Genomic DNA, 22,384 nt, shown 5'->3' with positions numbered 1-22,384 from the left:
AGAAAAAAGCACGCTCCGAATTTACAATTTATCCAGATCGGCGCGCAACTGATCAAATTTCAAGCGGCCCAGATAGGTCTTTTTGACTTCGCCATCGGCGCCGATCAGCACCGTAAAGGGCAAACCGCCGGTGGCATTGCCAAAATGACGCGACAGGTCGGTGCCGCTCAGACCGGACACATACACAGGATAGGCGATCTTGACCTTGCTGGCAAAAGTGGCAATATTACTGGCCGAATCGATACCGATACCGATCACTTGCAGGTTTTTTGCCGCATAGTGGCCTTGTACTTCAGATAACTCCGGCATTTCTTCCACGCAAGGCGGACACCACGGCGCCCAGAAATTCACCAGCAAATTCTTGCCTTTCCATTGCGACAAGGCTTGCGTGATGCCCGCCGCGTCCGGCAGGGACAGCGCATACAGCTCGTTGACGGGACCCGTCGCGCCGGGCGCGATGGTGGTCGTCAGCGGTCCCGCTGCTTTCGCTTTTTCCTTGCTCAAGCCCACGTAGGCGCCCATGCCGCCGAACATCAGCGCCACGATGGCGCAGCCGATCCAATTCTTTTTTGTCATAACTTTATCTATATCAATGTTAGTCGGCAGCCGGCACGCCATCGGCGAGGCTGGCGGCCAGCAGGCTGCGCAGCCCGGCGATGTCGGTGCGCAGCACTTTGCCGTCCGCCTTGGCTTTCAGTGCACCGCGCATATCGTCGAGCTCATACATGGCCGCGTGCACGCCTTCGTTTCTCCACAAGAAACTGGCTGTCTCGACCGCATCATAACGCGCTCCCTTGAAATGCGGGCTTTCCGACATGTCGAGCACGACATTTTTATTCAGCAGAAAGATGTGGATTTCCTTGGCGCTCTCGGCAAACAGCTGCAAATAGATCTCGTCGTGGGGGCCGGCCGTGCCGTTGAGCACGGGGCCGCTGAGCAGGGGATGAAACTGTTGCAACGCTTCCATGACCTGCAGCGCGATCGTGCGCAGCTGGAACAGGCGCGCCGGCTGGCTGTCGGGCAGGAACAGGGCATTGTATTGCCGCACCTGTTCCTCGATCATGTCGTTATCGGGCAATACGTTGGGCGGGCTGGGCGCGTCGCCCAGGACTTGCCGCGCCGCCTTGCGCTTGGCGCTGCCATAGTCGGCGCCATCCTGCGCCACCAGGCGCGCGGCAGCGGCGGCGATTTCCTGGCGCAGCTGCGCGCTATCGTCAAATGCATCGTTCGTCATGAGCGAGATGATACTCCGAAGCGGAAAAAGTCATGGCGTCAGGTAAAATCCCACACTTGCTCTTTTTTATCTCACCGTCTTACTTACTTAAGCGTGCACCTTTCGCACTGATCACATGCATATTCATATTCTCGGCATTTGCGGTACCTTCATGGGCGGCCTGGCCGTGCTGGCCAAGGAAGCCGGCCATAAAGTTACTGGTTGCGATGCCAACGTGTATCCGCCGATGAGCACCCAGCTGGAATCGCAGGGAATCGAACTGATCCAGGGCTTTGATCCCGAACAAACCAAGCTGAACCCGGATTTGTATGTGATTGGCAATGTCGTCTCGCGCGGCAACCCGCTGGTGGAAGAAATCCTCAACCGCAGCCTGCCGTACGTGTCCGGCCCGCAGTGGATCGGCGAACACATCTTGCGCAACAAGTGGGTACTGGCCGTGGCCGGCACGCATGGCAAGACGACCACCTCGGCCATGCTGGCCTGGATACTCGAAGACGCGGGCTATGCGCCGGGCTTCCTGATCGGTGGCGTGCCGATGAACTTTGGCATTTCCGCCCGTCTCAGCGGCAAAGTCGACGGCAAGAGCGCCGAGTCGGACTTCTTCGTCATCGAAGCCGATGAATACGACACGGCCTTCTTCGACAAGCGCAGCAAGTTCGTGCATTACCACGCGAAGACGGCCATCATGAATAACCTGGAATATGATCACGCCGACATCTTCCCCGATCTGCACGCGATCGAGACGCAATTCCACCATCTGGTGCGCACGGTGCCCGGCATCGGCCGCCTGGTGTTCAATGGCGACGAAGCGTCGCTGCAGCGCGTGCTGGCGCGTGGTTGCTGGAGTGAAAAGGAAAGTTTTGGCCAAGATGCTAACTGGCAACTGCAAGAGCACGCCGATGGCAGCTTCGACGTATATTTCAATGGCCAGCAGGAAGGCCATGTGGCGTGGGCGCTGACGGGCAAGCACAACCGCAGCAATGCGCTGGCGGCCATCGCCGCCGCGCGCCATGTGGGCGTACCGATGGCCCAGGCCTGCGCGTCGCTGGCCACGTTCGAGAGCGTCAAGCGGCGCATGGAAGTACGCGGCGTGGTCAACGACATTACCGTGTACGACGATTTCGCGCATCACCCGACGGCCATTGCCACCACCGTGGGCGGCCTGCGGCAAAAAATCGGCAGCAGCGCCCGCATCCTGGCCGTGCTGGAACCGCGTTCGAACACCATGAAGCTGGGCGCCATGAAAGATGCGCTGCCCGGCAGCCTGAAGGATGCCGACCTGGTCTTCGGTTACGGCAGCCATGCGGCGCTGGGCTGGAGCCTGGGCGACGCGCTGGCGCCGCTGGGCAAGATTGCCAGCGCGTATGAAGACATCGATACCCTGGTGGCCGCCGTGGCCGCCAGCGCCCGTCCCGGCGACCAGATCGTCGTCATGAGCAACGGCGGCTTTGGCGGCGTGCACCAGAAGTTGCTGGAGGCGCTGGGCCGATGATTCTGTACCTGCATGGATTCCGCTCGTCGCCGCTGTCGATGAAGTCGCGCCTGCTGGCCGCGCAGATGCAGGCGCTGGGCCGCGCAGATGAATGGCTGTGCCCGCAATTGCCGGCCTCGCCCAAGCTGGCCATCGAGCTGGCCCTGTCTTTGGTGAAAGACGTGGCGCCGGCCGAGCTGACGATTATCGGCTCATCCCTGGGCGGTTATTACGCCACCTGGCTGGCCGAGCAGCTCGGTTGCCGCGCCGTGCTGCTGAACCCTGCCATCGTGCCGCTGATCGACCTGGAACAGCATGTGGGCGTGACGACCGAGTTCCATTCGGACCAGCCATTCGAGTTCAAGCGCGAGTATATCGACGAACTGCGTGCGTTTGCCGTAGCGAAAATTACTGAGCCGCAACGTTACTTTCTGATTGCCGCCACCGGCGATGAAGTGCTCGACTACCGCGACATGCTGGCGCATTATCAGGGGGCGCAACAGTGCGTCATCGACGGCAGCGACCATGGCATCAGCGAATTTGCCGACTACCTGGCGCCCGTGCTGGCCTTTTGCGGCATCGATGCGGACGCCGCCCAGTGAGGCCGGGTTCGCTACGCCAGGCGCAATGGCATGCGCACGTAAATGCCGTCAATGCACCACCGGCCTTGCGTCACTGGCTGACGGGCGGCGGTTCGCTGACGGCCAAGCTGAAAGCGCATAGCCAGGCATTTCGCGTGCAATGTTTGCATCAGGAAACGGCACGTTGTTTGAACGACGAGGCTGCCATCATTGGTTTGCACCGCGCGGGCCGGGTATGGGAACGCGAAGTGCTGTTGCGTTGTGATAACAAACCGGCCGTGTTTGGCCATACCGTCGTGCCCATGCAGGCGACGGCCACGGACTGGCCCTTGTTTTCCGCGCTGGGCGAGCGATCGCTGGGCACGACCCTGTTCGGTGACCGCATGGTGCGGCGCGGTACCCTTGAATTTGCCCGCTTGCGCGCCGGCCACCCGCTGGTGCAGCGGGCGCAGACAGCGCTGGCACGGGAAGGGCAGCGGGTCGACGAACAGGCGCTGTTTTTTGCCCGCCGCTGCCTGTATCAGCGTCACCAGGGATTGCTGCTGGTAACCGAAGTATTTTTGCCGGCGGTGCTGGAGTTGACGTCCTTCGCTCGCACCGTTACAACCGACACATTAATAAACAAAGCATAACAATGAATCTATTTTTTGAAGAATCCGGCGATTTCAAGGTCGGCACGGTCCTGTCGCAAGCGGGTGAAGCGTATCAAGTGGAAATGGCCAGCGGCAAGCGCACCAAGGTCAAGGTCAAGGATGTGCTGCTGCAGTATGAAAAGCCGGCCCCGGCCGAGCTGCTGGAACAGGCCAAGAGCATTGCCGCCGAGATCGACCTCGATTTCCTGTGGGAAGTGGCGGGCGAAGACGAGTTCGGCTTTGCCGAGCTGGGCGCCGAGTATTTCGGCCACGCACCGTTGCCGCCGGAAGCGGCCGGCCTGATCCTGGCCCTGCATTCGGCGCCCGTGTATTTCTACAAGAAGGGCCGTGGCCGCTACAAGGCGGCGCCGGAAGCGTCGCTGAAGGCGGCCCTGGCCGGCATCGAAAAGAAAAAGCAGCAGGCGCTGGTGCAGGCAAGCTATGTGGAAGAGCTGAAACAGAACCGCTTGCCTGCCTCGATGCAGCCCATGGTGCTGCAACTGCTGTTCAAACCGGACAAGAACACCATCGAATACAAGGCGCTGGAAGCGGCGTGCACAGAATTGCACACGACGCCACCGCGCCTGATGCTGGCCGTTGGCGGTATTGCTTCGCCGAAAGACTTGCACCTGTCGAAATTCCTCTTTGAAAATTTCCCGAAAGGTGCCGGCTTCCCCAGCGTGCCCGTGCCCGCCGTGACGGCCAAGCTGCCGCTGGCCGAGGTGGCCGCCTTCTCGATCGACGACGTGACCACCACCGAGATCGACGATGCCTTCTCCGTGCAGCCGTTGCCCGATGGCACCGTGAAAGTGGGTATCCACATCGCCGCGCCGGGCCTGGGCATCCGCCCGGAAGACGTGATCGACAAGATGGCGCGCCAGCGCATGTCGACCGTCTACATGCCGGGCGACAAGATCACCATGCTGCCGGACGAAATCGTGAATGCTTTCACGCTGGCGGAAGGCACGACGTGCCCGGCCCTGTCGCTGTACGCCACCCTGGACCCGAAAGCCGACTGGGCGGTCATCAGCACGCAGACGCGCGCCGAACTGGTGCCGATCGCCAGCAATTTGCGGCATAACCAGTTAGACGACCTGGTCAACGAGGAAACCCTGGCCAGCGGCGAAGGCGAGTATCCGCACAAGGCCGATTTTGCCGTGCTGTGGCAATGGGCGCAGCAGCTGGAACAGGGCCGCATGAAGAAGCGCGAAGCGTTCGGCCTGAAGCCGGAACAGAATAACCGCGTCGATTTCAACTTTTATGTGGAAAACGATATCGTCACCGTGGCGCGCCGCAAGCGTGGCGCGCCGCTGGACAAGATCGTCGCCGAACTGATGATCTTTGCCAACAGTACCTGGGGCAAGATGCTGCACGACCATGGCGTGCCGGGCATCTACCGCAGCCAGGGCGGCGGCAGCGGCAATAGCTGGGCGGCCAAGATGCAGGTGCGCATGGTGACCCATGCGGCGCCGCACCAGGGCCTGGGTGTGGATCAATATGCGTGGAGCACCTCGCCCTTGCGCCGCTACACGGATCTGGTGAACCAGTGGCAAATCATCGCCTGCGCCGAGCATGGCGTGACGGCGCCGCTGGTGGCGCCATTCAAGCCGCGCGATGCGAATTTGTTCGCCATCGTTTCGGCCTTCGACGCCGCGTATGCCGCGTATGGCGATTTCCAGTCGAACATGGAACGCTACTGGTGCTTGCGCTGGCTGCACCAGGAAAACGCGCGCCAGGTCGATGCCGTCGTCTTGAAAGATGAAATCCTGCGCCTGGTCGACATTCCGCTCGTCATCAAGCTGCCGGGCATGCCATCGGTGGCGCGCGGCGCCCAGGTGAAACTGGACTTGCTGCGCTGGGATGAAGTCGACCTGAGCATTGAAGCGCGCCTGTTGGAAATCGCCGCCGTGCCCGATGCGGCGGCCGATGCCGAGCTCGACTACGAAGAAGATGCGGGTGACGCCGGCGCGGTGGAAGCGGCGCCGGAAGCGGCGAACCAGGTCAGCGATGCCGATGCGGAAGTGGCGGAACTGGCCAGTGAAGACGTGGTCAGCGAGCCCGAGGTCAAGTAAGGCGCCAGGCAGGCCACCAGGGCGGTGCTGAAAACTGTTGCCGGCAACGCCCTTTGACGTAGAATTCAGCCATCTTGTATCGTGTGTTGTAAGGAACTGGGTTGCGCGTGAAGTCTTTCCGAGAGTATCGTTTCCTGATGATTGCCGTGGCGGTATCGCTGCTGGCGCACGGCGCCTTGCTGGCGATGCATTTTGTCGCCCCGGCGCCGCAGCGCGCCGTCGCCACCGATCCCGGCCTGGAAGTGATCCTGGTCAACGCCAAGCATGCGAACAAACCGCTGAAGGCCGATGCTCTGGCGCAAGCCAACCTCGATGGCGGTGGCCAGGCCGACAAGGGCCGCGCCAAGTCGCCCTTGCCCGACATGCGCAAGGTGGAAGAGGGCGACAGCGTCAAGGCCAGCGCCCGGCGCATTGCCGAACTGGAACAAAAACAGCAGGAATTGCTGACACAGGCGGCCAGGCCGACGCCCTACCGCGCCGCGCCCGTCACGGAACAGGACAAACCCAATCCGCTGGCGTCCGGTTCGGACTTGATGGAAAGCAGCAAGGCCATCGCGCGCATGGCGGCCGAGATCAGCCAGACCGTGGAAGACCAGAATAAACGTCCGCGCAAGACTTTTATTACGCCCAGCACGCAGGAGGTCGGCTATGCCATGTATTACAAGACCCTGCAAAAGCGTATCGAGGAAATCGGCACCCTGAATTTCCCGCAAAAGAATGGCCGCAAGATATATGGCGAACTGGTCGTCTACATCCCTATCTTCCAGGATGGCACGATTTACCAGAAGGAAGGCGGCGCCCGCGTGGAGAAAAGCTCGGGCAACCCGGCGCTGGACGCGGCCGCCCTGGCCATCGTGCGCCGTTCGGCGCCGTTCGGCCGTTTCCCACCGAATATGTTGTCAAGTGATAAAGATGATCTGTGGGTCGTCATCACCCGTTTCAAATTTACGCGCGAAGAAAAAATGGAAGCTAACCTGACTGGCGGCAGCAATTGAACAAGCAAGAAATGAATCCTGATCAATATTGCGTCTTCGGCAATCCCATCGCCCACAGCAAGTCCCCCTGATCCACGCCGCGTTTGCCCTGCAGACGGGCGAGCCCATCGTCTACGAACGCCGGCTGGCGCCGCTCGATGGCTTTGCCCTGGCGGCCCGCACGTTTGCTGCCGAGGGCGGCAAGGGCGCGAATGTGACGGTGCCCTTCAAACTCGATGCGTGTGCGCTGGCCACCGTCCTGACGCCGCGCGCGCAAGCGGCCGGTGCCGTCAATACCCTGCGTTTCGAGGGCGAGACCATTCTTGGCGACAATACCGATGGCGCGGGCCTGGTGGCCGACATCGTGCGCAACGCTTGTGTGGCCATCGCCGGCAAGCGCATTTTGCTGCTGGGCGCGGGCGGCGCAGCGCGCGGCGCGGTGCTGCCCTTGCTGGAGCAGGCGCCGCAGGAAGTGTTCATTGCCAACCGCACAGTGGCCACGGCCGAGGCGCTGGTGGCGCAGTTCGCGGATGCGGCGAGTCACGCTGCCCAGCTGCGCGCAGGTAGCTTCGCGCAGGCGGACGGCGTCTTCGATATCGTCATCAATGCCACCTCGGCCAGCCTGGCGGGTGACTTGCCGCCCGTGCCGCCCAGTGTTTTTGGCAGTGGCACGCTGGCGCTGGACATGATGTATGGCGCCCAGCCCACCGTCTTCATGGACTTTGCCGCGCAGCATGGCGCGCAGGTGCGCGATGGCCTGGGCATGCTGGTAGAGCAGGCGGCCGAAGCATTTTACGTGTGGCGCGGCGTGCGGCCGCAGACGCAGGACTTGCTGGCGCAATTGCGGGGCAGCCTGTGAGCGGCGGCAAGAAGGGCGCGCAAAAAGGTAGAGGCGGCAGCCGCTACGGCTGGATCAAGTGGCTGTTCATCGTGCCCGTGCTGGCCTTTGTCGTCGTGCAACTGTATTTCTTCCTGCAAATCTGGTGGTGGATCGACCACAATCCATCCAGCACGGCCTTCATGCGCGAACAGTTGTCCGTCTTGCAGGACAAGAATCCGAATGCCACGATCAAGCAGACGTGGGTGCCATACAACCGCATCTCGAACAACCTGAAACGGGCCATCATCGCTTCGGAAGACGCGAATTTTTCCGAACACGAAGGCGTGGACTGGGAAGCCTTGCAAAAGGCATATGAGAAAAATAGCAAAAAACAAAAGGTCGTGGCGGGCGGTTCGACCATCACGCAGCAACTGGCGAAGAATCTGTTCCTGTCCGGTTCACGCAGCTATGTGCGCAAGGGCCAGGAACTGATCATCACGTATATGCTGGAAAGCCTGATGGAGAAGCAGCGCATCTTTGAAATTTATTTGAATGTGGTGGAGTTTGGCACGGGCATCTTCGGCGCCGAAGCGGCCGCGCGCCACTACTACCATGTCAGCGCGGCGGGCCTGAGTACGGCGCAGGCGGCGAAACTGGCCGTGATGTTGCCGAATCCCCGCTTTTACGACCGTCACCGCGATACGGGCTATCTGAACCGGCGTACCAGTGTCATCCTGCGCCGCATGGGGGCGGCGGAATTGCCTTGATGGCAGCCGGCTTTATTTGCATAAAGTCAAAGCTGCCTGATTGGCACTATTGCGGCGCAGCATCTTAATCGTCTCCCTTGGTGCAACGCCGCACTTTTTCCGTGAAAAAGCGCTGCCGGGGGTGGTCGTGAAAAGGCCTTTGCGGGTACACTTGCGCTGTTTTCATTTTTGGCGCCAGCGCCAGCACATCACGATAACCCCACATCCGGCTGAGAGCGCGCATGATCAATGTCTTTGTATTACAGAATGGCCGGCTCAACCAGGTGCCGATCGACAGCCGCGCAGACCTCGAAAATGCCGAACCGGTGTGGGTCGACCTGACCGACCCCACCGATGATGAACGGGCCTGGGTCAAGGCCATCTACAACGTCACCCTGCCGGGCGAAGACGAAGTCAAGGATATTGAAGCGTCGGCCCGCTATTACGAAGCGGAAAACGGCGACTTGCATCTGCGCACCGACTTTCTGCGTGAAGAAGACGACGGTCCCTCGCGCGTCATCACCGTGGCCTTCATTCTGGCGCGCAAGATTCTGTTTTCCATGCATACGGACGACCTGCCCGTGTTCCGCCTGGTGCGCATGCGCGCCCGCTCGCGGCCAGGCTCGATTGCCGACTACATGGACGTGCTGCTCGACCTGTACGCCACCGATGCAGAATATTCGGCCGACGTGCTCGAAGGCATCTACCAGAACCTGGAAGAAGTCAGCACGCGCGTGCTGCAAAAGGAATTTACTGATGCGCACGCGGCCGAAGCGCTGAACGCGATTGCCCATGAGGAAGATTTGAATGGCCGTATCCGCCGCAACATGATGGATACGCGCCGCGCCGTGAGCTTTTTGATGCGTGGCCGCTTATTGAATTCCGAGCAGTTCGAGGAAGCACGGCAGATTTTGCGCGATATCGAATCGCTCGATGGCCATACCTCTTTCCTGTTCGACAAGATCAACTTCCTGATGGATGCCACCGTCGGTTTCATCAACATCAACCAGAACAAGATCATCAAGATCTTCTCGGTGGCCAGCGTGGCCTTCCTGCCGCCAACGCTGATCGCCAGCGTGTACGGCATGAACTTCAAGCTGATGCCCGAACTGGAGTGGTCGTTCGGCTATCCGTGGGCCTGGGGCTTGATGATCACCAGCGCCATCGCACCGTTCCTGTACTTCCGCCACCGTGGCTGGCTGAAATAAGCCCTCTTGCCGGGACGCTCCCGCGTCCCGGATTTCAAGGCGAGCGCAGCAAATTCAAAAATCAGCGATAATCATTGGTATTGCGTGGTATTGAATTGGTATTTGCGCGTAGCCGCTTGCCTGGCGCCCCATTCTTTCCCCCGTAGTTTGCCCTTTGCAGAAAAGTATCGTCATGCAGACGTTTTCTGCGTGGTAGCGTCCGCCTGTTCCACCTATGATCGTTGCGATGCCTGCCTTGGCCGGCTGGCCGCCGCATTTCCCGTCACCGTTGTCTTCTGGAGAGTCCATGCCTGATACCGCCACCACCCCACTGCGCTTTACCCATCTGATCAGCGACTGCGATGGCGTGCTGATCGACAGCGAAGCCGTGGCCCTGCAAGCGCTGCTGGAATTGCTGGCACCACGCCTGCCGAATCTGCCTCAGGGCGTTACCCTGCAAGGCTTGATCGAGCCGCGCCTGGGCCAGCGCCTGGTGCCGCTGATGCAGGATATCTACAAGGAGCTGGGCTTGCCGCAATTGCCGGCCGACGAGATCATGGCCATCGGCAACGCCGTCGATGCGGCCTGCGATGCGCAATTGCGCGCCGTGCCGGGCGTGGCCCAGGCGCTGGCCGCCATCCCCTTACCCAAGGCCGTGGCCTCGAACAGCGTCAGCGCGCGCGTGCTGTCGGCGCTTGAGCGCACTGGCATGGCGCCGCTGTTCCATCAACGCGTATTTACGCCTGACCTGGTCGGTCACGCCAAGCCGCATCCGGGCGTATATCTGGCGGCGGCGAGCGCCTTTGGCGTGCCACCGGGCCAGTGCCTGGTGCTGGAAGACAGCGTCACGGGCGTGACGGCCGCCGTGGCGGCGGGCATGACGGTATTGGGATTCATCGGCGGCGGGCATATCGCCGCCGGCCAGGAAGCGCGCCTGAAGGCGGCCGGCGCGCATGCCGTGTTCAACGACATGGCCAAGCTGCCGGCTCTGGTGGCCGCGGTGCTGGACACCGCGACCGTCTGACTGCGCTTAAGCTAATTTAGCAAACACCTTGCGCGCAGCGGCGATGGTGGCGTCGATGACGGCATCATCGTGCTGTGCCGAGACGAAGCCGGCCTCGAAGGCGGCGGGCGCGAAGTACACGCCTTCGTCCAGCATGGCGTGGAAGAAGGCGTTGAACTTGCTGCGGTCGCCCGCCATCATTTCCGCGTAGCTGGTCGGTGGCGTGGCGCTGAAATAAATGCCGAACATGCCGCCGATGTAGTCGGCGCAGAAGACCACGCCCGCTTCCTTCGCCGCGCTTGTCAAGCCTTCGGCCAGGCGCTTGGCGGTGGCGCCCAGCTGCTCGTAGAAGCCTGGCTGCTGGATCAGTTTCAAGGTGGCCATGCCGGCCGCCACGGCGACCGGGTTGCCCGACAGGGTGCCGGCCTGGTAGACGGCGCCCAGTGGCGCCATGTGGTGCATCAGCGCGGCGCTGCCGCCGAAGGCCGCCACCGGCATGCCGCCGCCGATTACCTTGCCCAGCGCCGTGAGGTCGGGCTTGATGCCGTACAGCGCCTGCGCGCCGCCCAGGGCCACGCGCAAGCCGCACATGACTTCATCGAAAATGAGCAGGGCGCCATGCTGCGTGCACAGCTCGCGCATCGCCTGCAGGAATTCTGGCGTGGCTTTGACCAGGTTCATGTTGCCGGCCACCGGTTCGACGATCACGCAGGCGATCTCGGCGCCGAAGCTGTCGAAGGCGTCCTTCAGCTGCTTCACGTTGTTATAGTCGAGCACCAGGGTGTGTTTTACGAAATCTTCCGGCACGCCGGCCGAGGTCGGGTTGCCGAAGGTGAGCAGGCCGCTGCCCGCTTTCACCAGCAGCGAATCGGCGTGGCCGTGGTAGCAGCCTTCGAACTTGACGATCTTGTCGCGTCCCGTGGCGCCGCGCGCCAGGCGCAGGGCGCTCATGGTCGCTTCCGTGCCCGACGACACCAGGCGCACCTGCTCGATCGACGGCACCAGGCGCGTGATTTCCTCGGCCATCAGCACTTCGCCTTCGGTCGGCGCGCCGAACGACAGGCCCAGCGCGGCCGCATCCTGTACCGCTTTCACCACTTCCGGATGGGCGTGGCCGACGATGGCCGGGCCCCACGAGCCGATGTAGTCGATATAGCGCTTGCCGTCCGCATCCCAGAAATACGGGCCTTCGGCGCGCGTGATGAAGCGCGGTGTGCCGCCGACGGAGCGGAAGGCGCGCACGGGCGAATTGACGCCGCCTGGCGTGGTTTTTTGTGCGCGGGCAAACAGGATGTCGTTCTGTGAAGTCGTCGTCATGATAATCGTGCCTTGAAAGTGGATCGTTGCCTGTGTCGTCTGTCTGGTCTGCTACAGAATTATTGGGCGTCGCGCTGGCGCTGCTGCCGGAACAGCCGGTTCGGTACCAGCTTGCCCATGCCGTGGCGCTGCGCGTGGGCCAGCGCGCCGGTGGTAAATTCCTGCGCCGCCACGACCACCTGCGGCACATCGTCTTCGTTTTGCGCCAGGGCCAGCAGGGCGGTGGCCGCGGCCGACAGGGTGCTGCCGGCGCCGTTGAAGATGCCCGGCAGGTGCTGCCATTGGTCGTGGCGCACCACGCCGTCCTCGCCGAACAGGGTATTGGCGCGCAGCTTGCCTTCACCCGTGCCGGACTTGCTGGCGTCGGCCGGCATGCCGGTGACGAGCACGTATTCGCAGCCCAAGGCTACCAGGTAATCGACGTCGTTTTGCAGGGTGTCGTCCGGGTCGGCGTCGCGCCAGGTTTCGGCCAGGCGCTCCAGCTCCACCGGCGAGAGCACCAGCAAGGTCGTTTGCGGAATCAATAGCTGGCGCACGGCGGTGAGGATGTCTTCGTCGTCCATGCCCTGTTCCGGCAGCGCCGAAATGAAGGGATCGAGGATCAGCGGCACGTTCGGATAGTCGGAGACGATTTCGGCGATGGCAGTGACGTTTTCCACGCTGCCCAGGGCGCCGATCTTGATGGCCGAGACGGACATGTCTTCCAGCAGCACGCGCGCCTGGTCGGAAACCCAGTCCGGGTCGACCGCTTGCACGTCTTCCACGCGGGCCGTATCGCTGATCAACAGGCCCGTGGTGACCGACAGGCCATGGCAGCCGAAGGCTGAAAACGTGGCCAGGTCGGCCTGGATGCCGATCGCGCCGACCGGATCGGACACGCCGAAGCTTAATATGAGAGGAGAAGTTTGGTTTTGCACGGCGGGTAGATTAAGATACCTAATTCAGCATTTTACTTGATTGAAGGGTGGCAGAACGTGAGTAGCAACGAAACAACGCAGCAATTCCAAACGTGGATGTGTCTAATTTGCGGCTGGGTTTATGATGAAGCGGCCGGCCTTCCCGACGAAGACATCGCTCCCGGCACGCGTTGGGCCGATGTTCCGATGAACTGGACCTGTCCTGAATGCGGTGCGCGCAAGGATGATTTCGAGATGGTGGCGCTTTAATTTAATCCAGATCCCCGGGATGGTGCTGCCGCACGCAGGTATCGCGGCAGCCTGTGCTATGGTATGAAAGATTGTCGAATAATTACATGTCGTGTCCAATCCTGCCCGAGGCAGCGTCCGATGCCGTGTGCGCCGGCGCCATAATACTGGTCATCGACGACAGCGCCACCAGCCGCAGCGCGGCCGAAAAGGTCTTGCGCGAGGCAGGTTATCGCGTGGTGGTGGCGGAAAACGGCTTCGAGGCCCTGGCCAAGATCGCCGATTGCCAGCCGGCGCTGATCGTGTGCGACATTGTGATGCCACGCCTGGACGGCTACCGCACCTGCGCGCTGATCAAGGCCAGCGCGGCGTATCACGCCACGCCGGTGCTGATGCTGTCGTCGAAGGAAGGCTTGTTCGACCGCGCGCGCGGCGCCATGGCAGGCGCCAGCGCCTGCCTGGCCAAGCCGCTGGCGCGCGAGGCGCTGCTGGAGGCCGTGCGGCTGCACCTGGCCAGGCATTTTGAGTAAGTGTTTTTATTGATTGACAACGCAGCAAGGAAGCAGATGGCCATACACACAATTCTGATCGTCGATGACTCGGCGACAGAACGCTACTACCTGAGCGAGATGCTGGTGCGTGCCGGTTATGCCGTCTTTACGGCGCAGGACGGCGCCGACGCGCTGGCGCAACTGAAGCAGGCCAGGCCCGACCTGATCCTGATGGATGTGGTGATGCCCGGTGCGAATGGCTTCCAGATCACGCGCGCGATTGCGCGCGATCCCGAACTGCAGGACGTGCCGGTGATTATCTGCTCCAGCAAGAGCCAGGAAACGGACCGCATCTGGGGCTTGCGCCAGGGCGCGCGCGATTACCTGGTCAAGCCGGTGCTCGAAGCCGAGCTGCTGGCCAAGATCGCCGCGCTTTCCTGAGAATGCAAACGATGCCAGGTAACGGCGTGTCCACCGCGGCCTTTTCGCCTGCCGCTGCCGCCATGTCCTCCTTCGAGACGGGCGCGCGGCAGGGGCGCTTGCGCCAGTATCAGCTGCAATTGATCGAGCGGATACAGGCCGCGCGCAGCGGCGCGCTGGCAGCGCGCAAGGAACTGGGCGTAATGCTCGGAGGCAGGCCGTGCCTGCTCGACCTGACGCAGCTCGGTGAAATCGTCATCGCTGCCGGGGTGCAGATCCAGGGCGTGCCGCTGGCGCAGGATTGGTACCTGGGCCTGGCGGCCATGCGCGGACGCCTGACGGGGGTCGTCGACCTGGCCCGCTACATGGGCGAACCGGCCTGCACGCCTGGCAATCACTGCCGCATCATCACCTTTTCTCCCCGCCTGGGCCTCAATTGCGCTGTGCTGGTCGAACGCGTGCTGGGCTTGCGGCAGCTGCGCACGCTGCAATCGGTGCGCGTTCACGATGCGGCGCAGGGTGTGCTCCCATCGTGGGCGGCGCAAACGCTGCGCGACAGCGAAGGGCAGCAGTGGCTGCGCCTGGACCTGGCGCAGCTGGCGCAAACGGAGCGCTTCCTCGATGCCGGTTTTGGCGGCCTCGCCGACCACAAGGATATTTGCTGATGGGTGCCAATTCCCCTATCCTGGCCGCCAGCATGCCTGAGGCGGAACATGCTGCCGGCGAGCCAGCGGCGGCGGCCGACCTGCCGCTGCGCCTGCGCGACGCGCTGGGACGGCGCAAGTCGCTGGCCCAAGCACCCGTCAGCGACTTGAAGCTGCCGCTGATCGGCCATTTGCCGCTGCAAAAGCAGCTGAGCATCCTGTCGACGGTGATGGCCCTGAGCCTGGCCGCCAGCCTGCTGTTCGTCGGCCTCAATACGCGCAGCGGCAATATCGCCTCGGCGCAGACGCAGCTGGCCAGCGACGCGCTGATGCATTCGCAGCGCCTCGGCAAGGCTGCGCCGAACGCCGTGCAAGGCAATCCGGAAGCCTTCCGCCAGCTCGAGGAAAGCCGCAATGAACTGAACCAGGATTTCCGCCTGATGCTGCGCGGCGGGACGTATCACGGCCGCGATATCGGCGAGTCGCGTTCCGGCCTGCTGGCGGCGGTCGCCGACGCGCGCAAGAAGTGGGCCAGCAGCGACCGTGCGGCCAGCACCATCTTGCGCCTGAAAACGGAGCTGGGTGAATTCGACAAGACCTTGCAGCAATTGAACGCGCTGTCGCCGGCGCTGCTGGCGCAGACGGAGGAAATCGCGGCGCTCAAGGTGCAGCGCGGCGGCAACGCGCGCGACCTGGCCGTCATCGGCCGCCTGATGATGCTGAGCCAGCGCATGAGCCGCAGTGCCAGCGAGTTCCTGTCGTCGGGCAGCATCAGCTCGGAAACGGCATTTTCTCTGGGGCGCGACACGACGTATTTCCGCACTGCTGTCGAAGGCTTGCTCAATGGCAGCGTGGCGCTGCAATTGGCGCCCACGCGCGATGCCGAACTGCGCGACCGGCTCGTCGCGCTGAAGGGCAGTTTTGACACTTACCAAAAGCTGGTCTCGTCGATACTCGACCGCCTGGACAAATTCAGTTCGGCGAAAAGCGCCGAACAGCTGATCTTCAACGAGAACGAAGACCTGCGCCAGCGCTTGACCCTGCTGCAGCAGATGTACCACGTGAACCAGGAAACGCTGGGTACGGCCTTCTGGATGATGGTCGGCGGCGTGTTGCTGACCCTGATCGCTGCGGCCGGTATCGGCCGCGTGCTGCTGCAGGACTCCGTCAACCGCACGCGCGACGCCGAGCGGCGGCGCCAGGAAGCGGAAATCCTGCGCCTGCAGTCGCAGGAAAAAGAGGAAGTGGCGAAGGCCAGGAATGAGCAGAACCAGGCGGCCATTCTGCGCCTGATGAACGAATTGCAGAAGGTCGCCGACGGTGACCTGACGGTGCAGGCCACCGTGTCGGAAGACATCACGGGCGCCATCGCCGATTCCGTCAACTACACGGTGGAGGAATTGCGCGGCCTGGTGGGGCGGGTGACGGCGACGGCCGAACAGGTCAACCGCGCCTCGACGCAGGCGCAAAGCATCTCCAGCAAGCTGTTGATCGCTTCGCAGCAGCAGTCGCGTGAAATCCAGGGCGTCAGCGCCACCGTGGTCAAGATGGCCAATGCGATTACCGACGTGTCGAAGTCGGCCAGTGTCTCGGCCGACGTGGCGCGCCAGTCGGTGGCGGCGGCGCAGCAGGGGGCGACGGCAGTGGAAAACGCCATCAAGGGCATGCATGAAATCCGCGAGCAGATCCAGGATACCTCCAAGCGCATCAAGCGCCTGGGCGAATCGTCGCAGGAAATCGGCGAAATCACCGAGCTCATTTCCGACATCACCGAGCAGACTAACGTGCTGGCGCTGAACGCCGCCATCCAGGCCGCCTCGGCCGGCGAAGCGGGGCGCGGCTTTTCCGTCGTCGCCGAGGAAGTGCAGCGCCTGGCCGAACGCTCGGCGGCGGCCGCCAAGCAGATCGGCGCGCTGGTGCGTACCATCCAGGCCGATACCCAGGACGCCACCCGCGCGATGGAAAAATCCACGCACGGCGTGGTCGAGGGCGCACACTTGTCCGACGCGGCCGGCGCTGCCTTGAACGACATCAGCCAGGTGTCGAAACACCTGGCTGAACTGATTCAGGGCATCTCGTTTGCCACCGGCACGCAGGCCGGTTCGGCCAGCGGCGTGGCCTTGAATATCCAGCATATCCTGAGCGTGACGGAGCAGACCCAGGATTGCACGCAGCAAACAGCGCAGTCGATCCACAAGTTGTCGATGCTGGCGCAGGAACTGAAAAACTCGGTGTCGCGCTTCCGCGTCGCCGCCTGAACGCAGCGCCAGTCCTGGCGCTGCGTGTTGTGCGTACCGATTTTTGCGCTACGATTTCTTTACCGAGGCATGCATGAGCACACCTGATAGTCCGCAGCAGTTCAAGCCGTTCGACAGCGAACCTTTGTCGTGGGTGATGGTGGAAATCCGCGAAGCGCTGGGCCGCTCGAAAACAGCGCTGTTCGAGGCGGGTGGCCGCGAGCGCGAGGAACGCGCCACGGCCCTGCAGCATGCGCGCTCGCATCTGCACCAGGCGCATGGTGCGCTGGTGATGGTGGACGTGGCCGGTGCCAGCCTGCTGACGGATGGCGCGGAACAGGCGCTGGCGCGCTTTCGCGACGGCAGCCTGGAATACACGCTCGACCATGCGCAGATCGTCGCCCGGTTGTATCAGGCCCTGACCGAATACCTGGAAGACCTGGTGGCCGGCACGCCGCCGCAGCCGACGCGTTTGTTTCCCTATTACCGCGACCTGCAAACCATGCTGGGCGCCGAGCGCATCCACCCGGCCGACCTGTTTTTCCCGCCTGCAGCGATGCTGGAAGGGCATGCCATCGCGCTGGCGGAATCGCCGCCGGCAGCCGATTATCCAGCCTGGCGCGGGCGCTTTGAAAAGTCTTTGCTGCCCTTTCTGAAAGCGCAGGATGAGGCGGCGCGGCGCCAGCACGCCAGTGACTTGCATGCCACCTTGACTCTGGTGGCCGACGCGCAGCAGGAAGCGCCGGCGCGTACCTTCTGGTTCGCCATGCAGGCGTTTGCGGGACTGGCGGCCAGCGGCGAGGGCATGGGCACGCTCAACGTCAAACAGCTGTTCGGCCTGATCAACCTGCAATTGCGCCGCCTGGCGCAGGGCACGGCCAGCCTGCCCGAAGCGATGCTGCGCGACGCCCTGTACTTCATCGCCGCCGCCACCGAGCCGACGCCGGAGGCACGCCAGCTGCGTGCCGCCTTCGCGCTGGAAGGCATGGTGCCCGCCGACGTGGAGGCACGGCGTTACGGCCAGGTCGACCAGGAAGCCTTGCAAGGCGCACGCACGGCCCTGGCGCAGGCGCGCGCCAGCTGGAGCCGTCTGGCGCAAGCCGACCTCGATCCCGCCCTGGGCGACGCATTCGAACAGTCCTTGCAGCAGGTGGCGGCACAGACCGACATTCTGCGGCAGCCAGCCCTGGCCAGCCTGCTGCGCGAATGCGCGGCCGTGGCGCGGCTAGCCGTGGCCAGCGGGCGCAGTGCGGCGCTGGAGAATGAAATCGGCATGGCGCTGCTGTTTGCCGATACGGGGCTGGAGCAGGTGCGCCGCCTGCCCGACGATTTCGCCGGCAATGCGGAAACCATCGCTGCGCGCCTGCAGGCGCTGCTCGCTGGCGAAGCACCGCCGCCCGTCACCGCTGGCGAGTTGTCGCGCCAGATCGAGCAGGGCCAGACCATCGCCGCGCTGGCCGAGGACATGAAGACGGGCCTGCGCCAGGTGGAAAAGGTGCTCAACGCATACTACGCGGATGCAGCGGGTGCAGCGGGTGCTGGGACGGCGGGGGCCCTGGATGGCGTCGCGCCCATGCTGGAACAGTTGCAGCAGCAGCTGGCGGGACTGGGACAGGAAGACGCCCGCGCCGCCGTGCTGCAGGTCGATGCGGCTGTGCGGCAGCTGGCCTCTGGCGACGCCAATACGGCAGCCAAGGCGGAGGCGCACGCCGGGGCGCTTGACGAGATCGCGCAAAATGTCAGCGCGCTGGGATTTTTTGTCGATATGCTGGGCCGCAACGCGCAAGCGGCCAGCGGGCGTTTCCACTTCGATGCCGCCGCCGGCACCTTCCGCGCGCTGCCATTTGAAAAAGTCGCCGCCGCCGGCGCCGTGCCGGTGCCCTTGCTCGACCAGGCCCTGGCGCCCGCCGCGCCTGCCGGCATGGATGCCGCGCCGGCCGCGACCGATGTCGACGCGGAGATGCTCGACATTTTTATGGCCGAAGCGCGCGAGGTGCTGGCCTTTATCGACACCACCCTGGCCCTGCCGCGCGAGCAGGCCGCCAGCGGCGACCACCTGGCCATGCTGCGCCGCTCTTTCCATACCTTGAAAGGCAGCAGCCGCATGATCGGCCTGGCACAGTTTGCCGAGGCGGCCGGCGCCATCGAGCGTGTCATGAATACCTGGCTGGCAGAAGCGCGCCCTGTCAGCGATGACCTGTTTACCTTGCTCAATTACGGCTGGTACCAGCTCAGCGAATGGGTGGCCGAACTGGAAGGCGGCGCAGGGCGCGAGCGCGAGGCCGGCATGCTGCTGGCGGCGGCCGAGCGCGTGCGCGAAGGCGGTCCGTTCGAACTGCGCAAGCCTCGCCCTGCTGCTGCTGCTGCTGCTGCGGCACCGCTGGCCAGCAACGGCAATGTGATCGGCTTTCCGTCCGCCACGGCGCCCGCCGCCCACGATGCGCCTGACGATAACCTCAAGCACGTTGGTGAACTGCGCATCAGCCTGCCCTTGTACAACATTTACCTGGCCGAGACGGATGAATTGCTGCGCGTGCTGACGCGCGACTTCGGTGAATGGCGCCATGAGCAGCGTGCCGTCAGCGCGGAGGCGCTGCAAGCCGTGCATACGCTGGCGGGAACGTCGGGCACGGTGGGTTTCCAGTCCCTGCGCGACCTGGCGCACGCGCTGGAAACCGTGATCGAAACGGTGGTGCCGCCGCTGGCCGGCCTGCGCGCCGAACAGCACGACGTGCTGGAGCAAGCCACGCAGCGCATCGCGCAAATGCTGCAGGCGTTTGCACTGGGCGACCTGGCGCCATCGCAGCCAGACTTGATCGAAGCGCTCAATACCCTGTGGCGTGCATTGACGGCGCCGCCCGGCGAGAGCCCGGAAGAGCGGCTCGACGCCCTGTTTTCCGCCGCTTACGCCAGCATCGTCGGCACGCCGGCGCAACCTGCCGAGCAGCTCGCCGAAGTCCCTCTGCCGCAGCTCGAGACCTTGTTCGAGGCGGCGTATGCGAGCATCGTCGCCGACGCGCTGCAGCCCGCTGCGGCTGAAGTGCCGGCGCCCATGCAGGACAGCGGTGCCAGCGACGACCTGTTCGACGCCGGTTTCGAGCACGCACCGCAGCTGGAACACGCGGCGCCGGAAGCGCCGGCGCCCGCCATCCTCCCGGCCGATGCGGCCGCGCTGCTGGCGGCCAGCGCCGGCATCAGCGATGAACTCGACCTCGATTTATTGTCCGTCTTTCTGGAAGAGGGCGCCGACCTGCTGCCGCAGATCGGCGAGGCGCTACGCAGCTGGCAGCAACAGCCGCACGACAGCGGCCAGGCGCAGATGCTGCTGCGTACCCTGCACACGGTCAAGGGCAGCGCACGCATGGCCGGCGCCATGCGCCTGGGCCAGCATGCGCATGAAATCGAGACGCATATCGAAAACATGCTGCACGCTGGCACCGCCACGCCGCAGGCCTTCGAGGAATTGCTGGCCCACTACGACCATGCGCTGCACCTGTTCGAACAGCTGCAGCAGCCCTTGCTGCCCTTGCCGGGCATGGAGGATACGCCGGCCGCCGAACCGAAGGCTGCGCTGGTGCGCGTGCGCGCCGACATCCTCGACCGCCTGGTGAACCAGGCCGGCGAAGTGTCGATCACGCGCTCTAAAATGGAAAATGAAGTGGGCGTGCTGGGCGCTTCGTTGTCCGAGTTTTCCGACAACCTGGCGCGTCTGCGGCGCCAGCTGCGCGAAGTGGAAATGCAGGCTGAATCGCAGATCGCCTCGCGCATGGCCGTCGGCAGCGAGCGCGAATTCGATCCGCTCGAATTCGATCGTTTTACGCGCCTGCAGGAACTCACGCGCATGATGGCCGAAAGCGTCAACGACGTGGCCTCGTTCCATGAAAACCTCAGCCTCAGTGTCGACGCGGTGACGGACGACCTGGTGCTGCAGGCACGCCTGACGCGCGAGCTGCAGCGCGACCTGATGCAGATCCGCATGGTGCCGTTTGCCAGCATCGCCGAACGGCTGTTCCGCGTGGCGCGGCAAAGCGCCAAGGAAGTCGACAAGCGCGTCAACCTCGACATCCGCGGCGGCGGCGTGGAAATCGACCGCAGCGTGCTCGAACGCATGGCGGCACCGTTCGAGCACCTGCTGCGCAACGCCATCGTGCACGGCGTCGAGCCGCGCGAGGCGCGCCTGGCTGCGGGCAAGAGCGAGACGGGCGAGCTGCTGGTGCAGGTCAGCCAGCAGGGCAATGAAGTGGCAATCGCCTTTTCCGACGACGGCGCGGGGCTGGACCTGGAGCGTATCCGCGCCAAGGCGCACGGCGCCGGCCTGGTGGCGACGGATGCACCTTTGACCGACGCGCAGGCGGCCGAACTGATTTTCACGCCCGGCTTTTCCACCGCCGACAGCCTGACCGAACTGGCAGGGCGCGGTTTCGGCATGGACATCGTGCGCTCCGAAGCGCTGGCCCTGGGCGGGCGTGTGGAAACGCTGACGCAGGCGGGCCAGGGCATGCGCTTCACCATCCACTTGCCGCTGACCCTGGCCGTGACCCAAGTGGTGCTGCTGGCGGCGAACGGCAAGACGTATGCCTTGCCATCGGTGCTGGTGGAGCAGGTGCTGCACCTGAAAGGCGAGCAGCTGGAGCAGGTGCGGGCAGCCGGGTGCGTCGAGTCGCACGGGCAGTCGCTGGCGCTGCACCACCTGTCAACCATGCTGGGCGAGACGCCGGCGGCGCAGGCCACGCAGCGCCATGCGCCGGTGCTGCTGCTGAGGAATGGCAATGACAGGCTGGCGCTGCAGGTCGATGACGTGGTGGGTAACCGCGAAGTCGTGGTCAAGCATGTGGGGCCGCAGTTGGCGCGCATGCCGGGCATCGCCGGCGCCACAGTGCTGGGCACGGGCGACATCGTGCTGATCCTCAATCCGGTGGCGCTGGCGCAGCACCTGGAACACCATCCGGAACTGCTGTCGCAATACGCGCTGGCCAGCAGCGAGCAGCATGCCGCCTCCAGCGCGCTGGCCGTGCCAGCCGTGCGCGTGATGGTGGTCGACGATTCGCTGACGGTGCGCCGCGTGATGCAGCGTTTGTTCGAGCGCGAAGGCTACCAGGTGCTGCTGGCCAAGGATGGCCTCGATGCGCTGGAGCAGTTGCATGCACTGGAACCGGCTGCCATGCCGGCCCTGCTGCTGGTCGACGTGGAGATGCCGCGCATGGACGGTTTCGACCTGACACGCAATGTGCGCAGCGACGACAAGACACGCGCCATCCCCGTCATCATGATCACCTCGCGCAGCGCCGACAAGCACCGCGCGCACGCGTTCGAGCTGGGCGTGAATGCGTATTTCGGCAAGCCGTTCCAGGAAGAGGAATTGCTGGCGGAAGTGGGGCGCTTGCTGGCCGACGGCGTGGCGTAACCCGGC

The 22,384-nt window shown here is 63.7% G+C and carries 20 protein-coding genes and 1 pseudogene; 15 read left to right on the top strand and 6 right to left on the bottom strand.

Translation table 11 applies throughout. The features are described 5' to 3' along the window. Positions 1-21 precede the first annotated feature (21 nt). Together CNX70_RS25425 and CNX70_RS25420 are read right to left on the bottom strand one after the other, a co-directional pair. Positions 22-576 carry a TlpA family protein disulfide reductase gene (locus tag CNX70_RS25425; protein WP_096237828.1) on the bottom strand — a complete coding sequence of 185 codons (555 nt, stop codon included), beginning with the start codon at positions 574-576 and terminating at the stop codon, positions 22-24. Positions 577-595: 19 nt separating this feature from the next. Beyond that, the gene (locus tag CNX70_RS25420; protein ID WP_096237827.1) at positions 596-1,234 is read right to left on the bottom strand and encodes a hypothetical protein; all 639 of its coding nucleotides are present in this window, start codon (positions 1,232-1,234) and stop codon (positions 596-598) included. A gap of 115 nt (positions 1,235-1,349) precedes the next feature. Here CNX70_RS25420 and mpl point away from each other — a divergent pair, with 115 nt between their 5' ends. The 7 genes and pseudogenes from mpl to mtgA all read left to right on the top strand — a co-directional run bounded on the left by mpl (position 1,350) and on the right by mtgA (position 8,551). After that, complete coding sequence (gene mpl, locus CNX70_RS25415; protein ID WP_096237826.1) at positions 1,350-2,726, top strand: UDP-N-acetylmuramate:L-alanyl-gamma-D-glutamyl-meso-diaminopimelate ligase; 1,377 nt, start codon at positions 1,350-1,352, stop codon at positions 2,724-2,726. Beyond that, positions 2,723-3,307 (top strand): YqiA/YcfP family alpha/beta fold hydrolase, encoded by a 585-nt coding sequence (locus CNX70_RS25410; protein ID WP_096237825.1) that lies wholly within the window; start codon positions 2,723-2,725, stop codon positions 3,305-3,307. Before mpl ends, CNX70_RS25410 begins: the two co-directional genes overlap by 4 nt. Next, positions 3,304-3,918 (top strand): chorismate--pyruvate lyase family protein, encoded by a 615-nt coding sequence (locus tag CNX70_RS25405; protein WP_096237824.1) that lies wholly within the window; start codon positions 3,304-3,306, stop codon positions 3,916-3,918. The genes CNX70_RS25410 and CNX70_RS25405 overlap by 4 nt, the downstream gene beginning before the upstream one ends. A gap of 2 nt (positions 3,919-3,920) precedes the next feature. Next, complete coding sequence (locus tag CNX70_RS25400) at positions 3,921-5,990, top strand: ribonuclease catalytic domain-containing protein (protein WP_096237823.1); 2,070 nt, start codon at positions 3,921-3,923, stop codon at positions 5,988-5,990. Between the two features lie 137 nt (positions 5,991-6,127). After that, positions 6,128-6,985, top strand: a complete 858-nt coding sequence (locus tag CNX70_RS25395) for a TonB family protein (protein ID WP_096237822.1) — start codon at positions 6,128-6,130, stop codon at positions 6,983-6,985. A gap of 11 nt (positions 6,986-6,996) precedes the next feature. Then, positions 6,997-7,823, top strand: a pseudogene (gene aroE / locus CNX70_RS25390) (shikimate dehydrogenase). Continuing rightward, the gene (gene mtgA / locus CNX70_RS25385; RefSeq protein ID WP_425269259.1) at positions 7,805-8,551 is read left to right on the top strand and encodes a monofunctional biosynthetic peptidoglycan transglycosylase; all 747 of its coding nucleotides are present in this window, start codon (positions 7,805-7,807) and stop codon (positions 8,549-8,551) included. Before aroE ends, mtgA begins: the two are co-directional and overlap by 19 nt. Before the next feature lie 64 nt (positions 8,552-8,615). Here mtgA and CNX70_RS28430 read toward each other — a convergent pair whose 3' ends face one another. Continuing rightward, complete coding sequence (locus CNX70_RS28430; protein WP_157751272.1) at positions 8,616-8,774, bottom strand: hypothetical protein; 159 nt, start codon at positions 8,772-8,774, stop codon at positions 8,616-8,618. Between CNX70_RS28430 and corA the strand changes: the two genes are divergently transcribed. Then, on the top strand, positions 8,773-9,738 hold the full coding sequence (corA, locus tag CNX70_RS25380) for a magnesium/cobalt transporter CorA (protein ID WP_034746658.1): 966 nt from the start codon (positions 8,773-8,775) through the stop codon (positions 9,736-9,738). The genes CNX70_RS28430 and corA overlap by 2 nt on opposite strands. A gap of 54 nt (positions 9,739-9,792) precedes the next feature. On the opposite strand, the gene CNX70_RS28425 is transcribed toward corA, so the two are convergent. Further along, on the bottom strand, positions 9,793-10,026 hold the full coding sequence (locus CNX70_RS28425; protein ID WP_157751270.1) for a hypothetical protein: 234 nt from the start codon (positions 10,024-10,026) through the stop codon (positions 9,793-9,795). On the opposite strand from CNX70_RS28425, the gene CNX70_RS25375 reads away from it, so the two are divergent. Continuing rightward, on the top strand, positions 10,025-10,741 hold the full coding sequence (locus CNX70_RS25375; protein WP_096237820.1) for an HAD family hydrolase: 717 nt from the start codon (positions 10,025-10,027) through the stop codon (positions 10,739-10,741). The genes CNX70_RS28425 and CNX70_RS25375 overlap by 2 nt on opposite strands. 6 nt (positions 10,742-10,747) lie before the next feature. Here CNX70_RS25375 and hemL read toward each other — a convergent pair whose 3' ends face one another. Further along, on the bottom strand, positions 10,748-12,037 hold the full coding sequence (hemL, locus tag CNX70_RS25370) for a glutamate-1-semialdehyde 2,1-aminomutase (protein ID WP_096237819.1): 1,290 nt from the start codon (positions 12,035-12,037) through the stop codon (positions 10,748-10,750). 59 nt (positions 12,038-12,096) lie between these two features. Further along, complete coding sequence (gene thiD, locus CNX70_RS25365) at positions 12,097-12,954, bottom strand: bifunctional hydroxymethylpyrimidine kinase/phosphomethylpyrimidine kinase (protein WP_071075533.1); 858 nt, start codon at positions 12,952-12,954, stop codon at positions 12,097-12,099. A gap of 96 nt (positions 12,955-13,050) precedes the next feature. On the opposite strand from thiD, the gene CNX70_RS25360 reads away from it, so the two are divergent. The 6 genes from CNX70_RS25360 to CNX70_RS25335 all read left to right on the top strand — a co-directional run bounded on the left by CNX70_RS25360 (position 13,051) and on the right by CNX70_RS25335 (position 22,378). After that, complete coding sequence (locus CNX70_RS25360; RefSeq protein WP_010401308.1) at positions 13,051-13,203, top strand: rubredoxin; 153 nt, start codon at positions 13,051-13,053, stop codon at positions 13,201-13,203. Positions 13,204-13,289: 86 nt separating this feature from the next. Next, entirely contained in the window at positions 13,290-13,712 is a 423-nt protein-coding gene (locus tag CNX70_RS25355) for a response regulator (RefSeq protein WP_096237818.1), read from the top strand. Positions 13,713-13,748: 36 nt separating this feature from the next. Next, entirely contained in the window at positions 13,749-14,114 is a 366-nt protein-coding gene (locus CNX70_RS25350; RefSeq protein ID WP_096237817.1) for a response regulator transcription factor, read from the top strand. A gap of 26 nt (positions 14,115-14,140) precedes the next feature. Then, positions 14,141-14,758, top strand: a complete 618-nt coding sequence (locus CNX70_RS25345) for a chemotaxis protein CheW (RefSeq protein WP_341865536.1) — start codon at positions 14,141-14,143, stop codon at positions 14,756-14,758. Further along, entirely contained in the window at positions 14,758-16,995 is a 2,238-nt protein-coding gene (locus tag CNX70_RS25340) for a methyl-accepting chemotaxis protein (protein WP_096237815.1), read from the top strand. Before CNX70_RS25345 ends, CNX70_RS25340 begins: the two co-directional genes overlap by 1 nt. Before the next feature lie 73 nt (positions 16,996-17,068). After that, entirely contained in the window at positions 17,069-22,378 is a 5,310-nt protein-coding gene (locus CNX70_RS25335) for an Hpt domain-containing protein (RefSeq protein ID WP_167389720.1), read from the top strand. Positions 22,379-22,384 lie beyond the last annotated feature (6 nt).

Source organism: Janthinobacterium svalbardense, from assembly GCF_002327145.1.
Taxonomy (GTDB): Bacteria; Pseudomonadota; Gammaproteobacteria; order Burkholderiales; family Burkholderiaceae_D; genus Janthinobacterium; species Janthinobacterium tructae.
The sequence above is the reverse complement of the archived record's forward strand: the minus strand, read 5'-3'. Positions and strand labels throughout refer to the sequence as shown.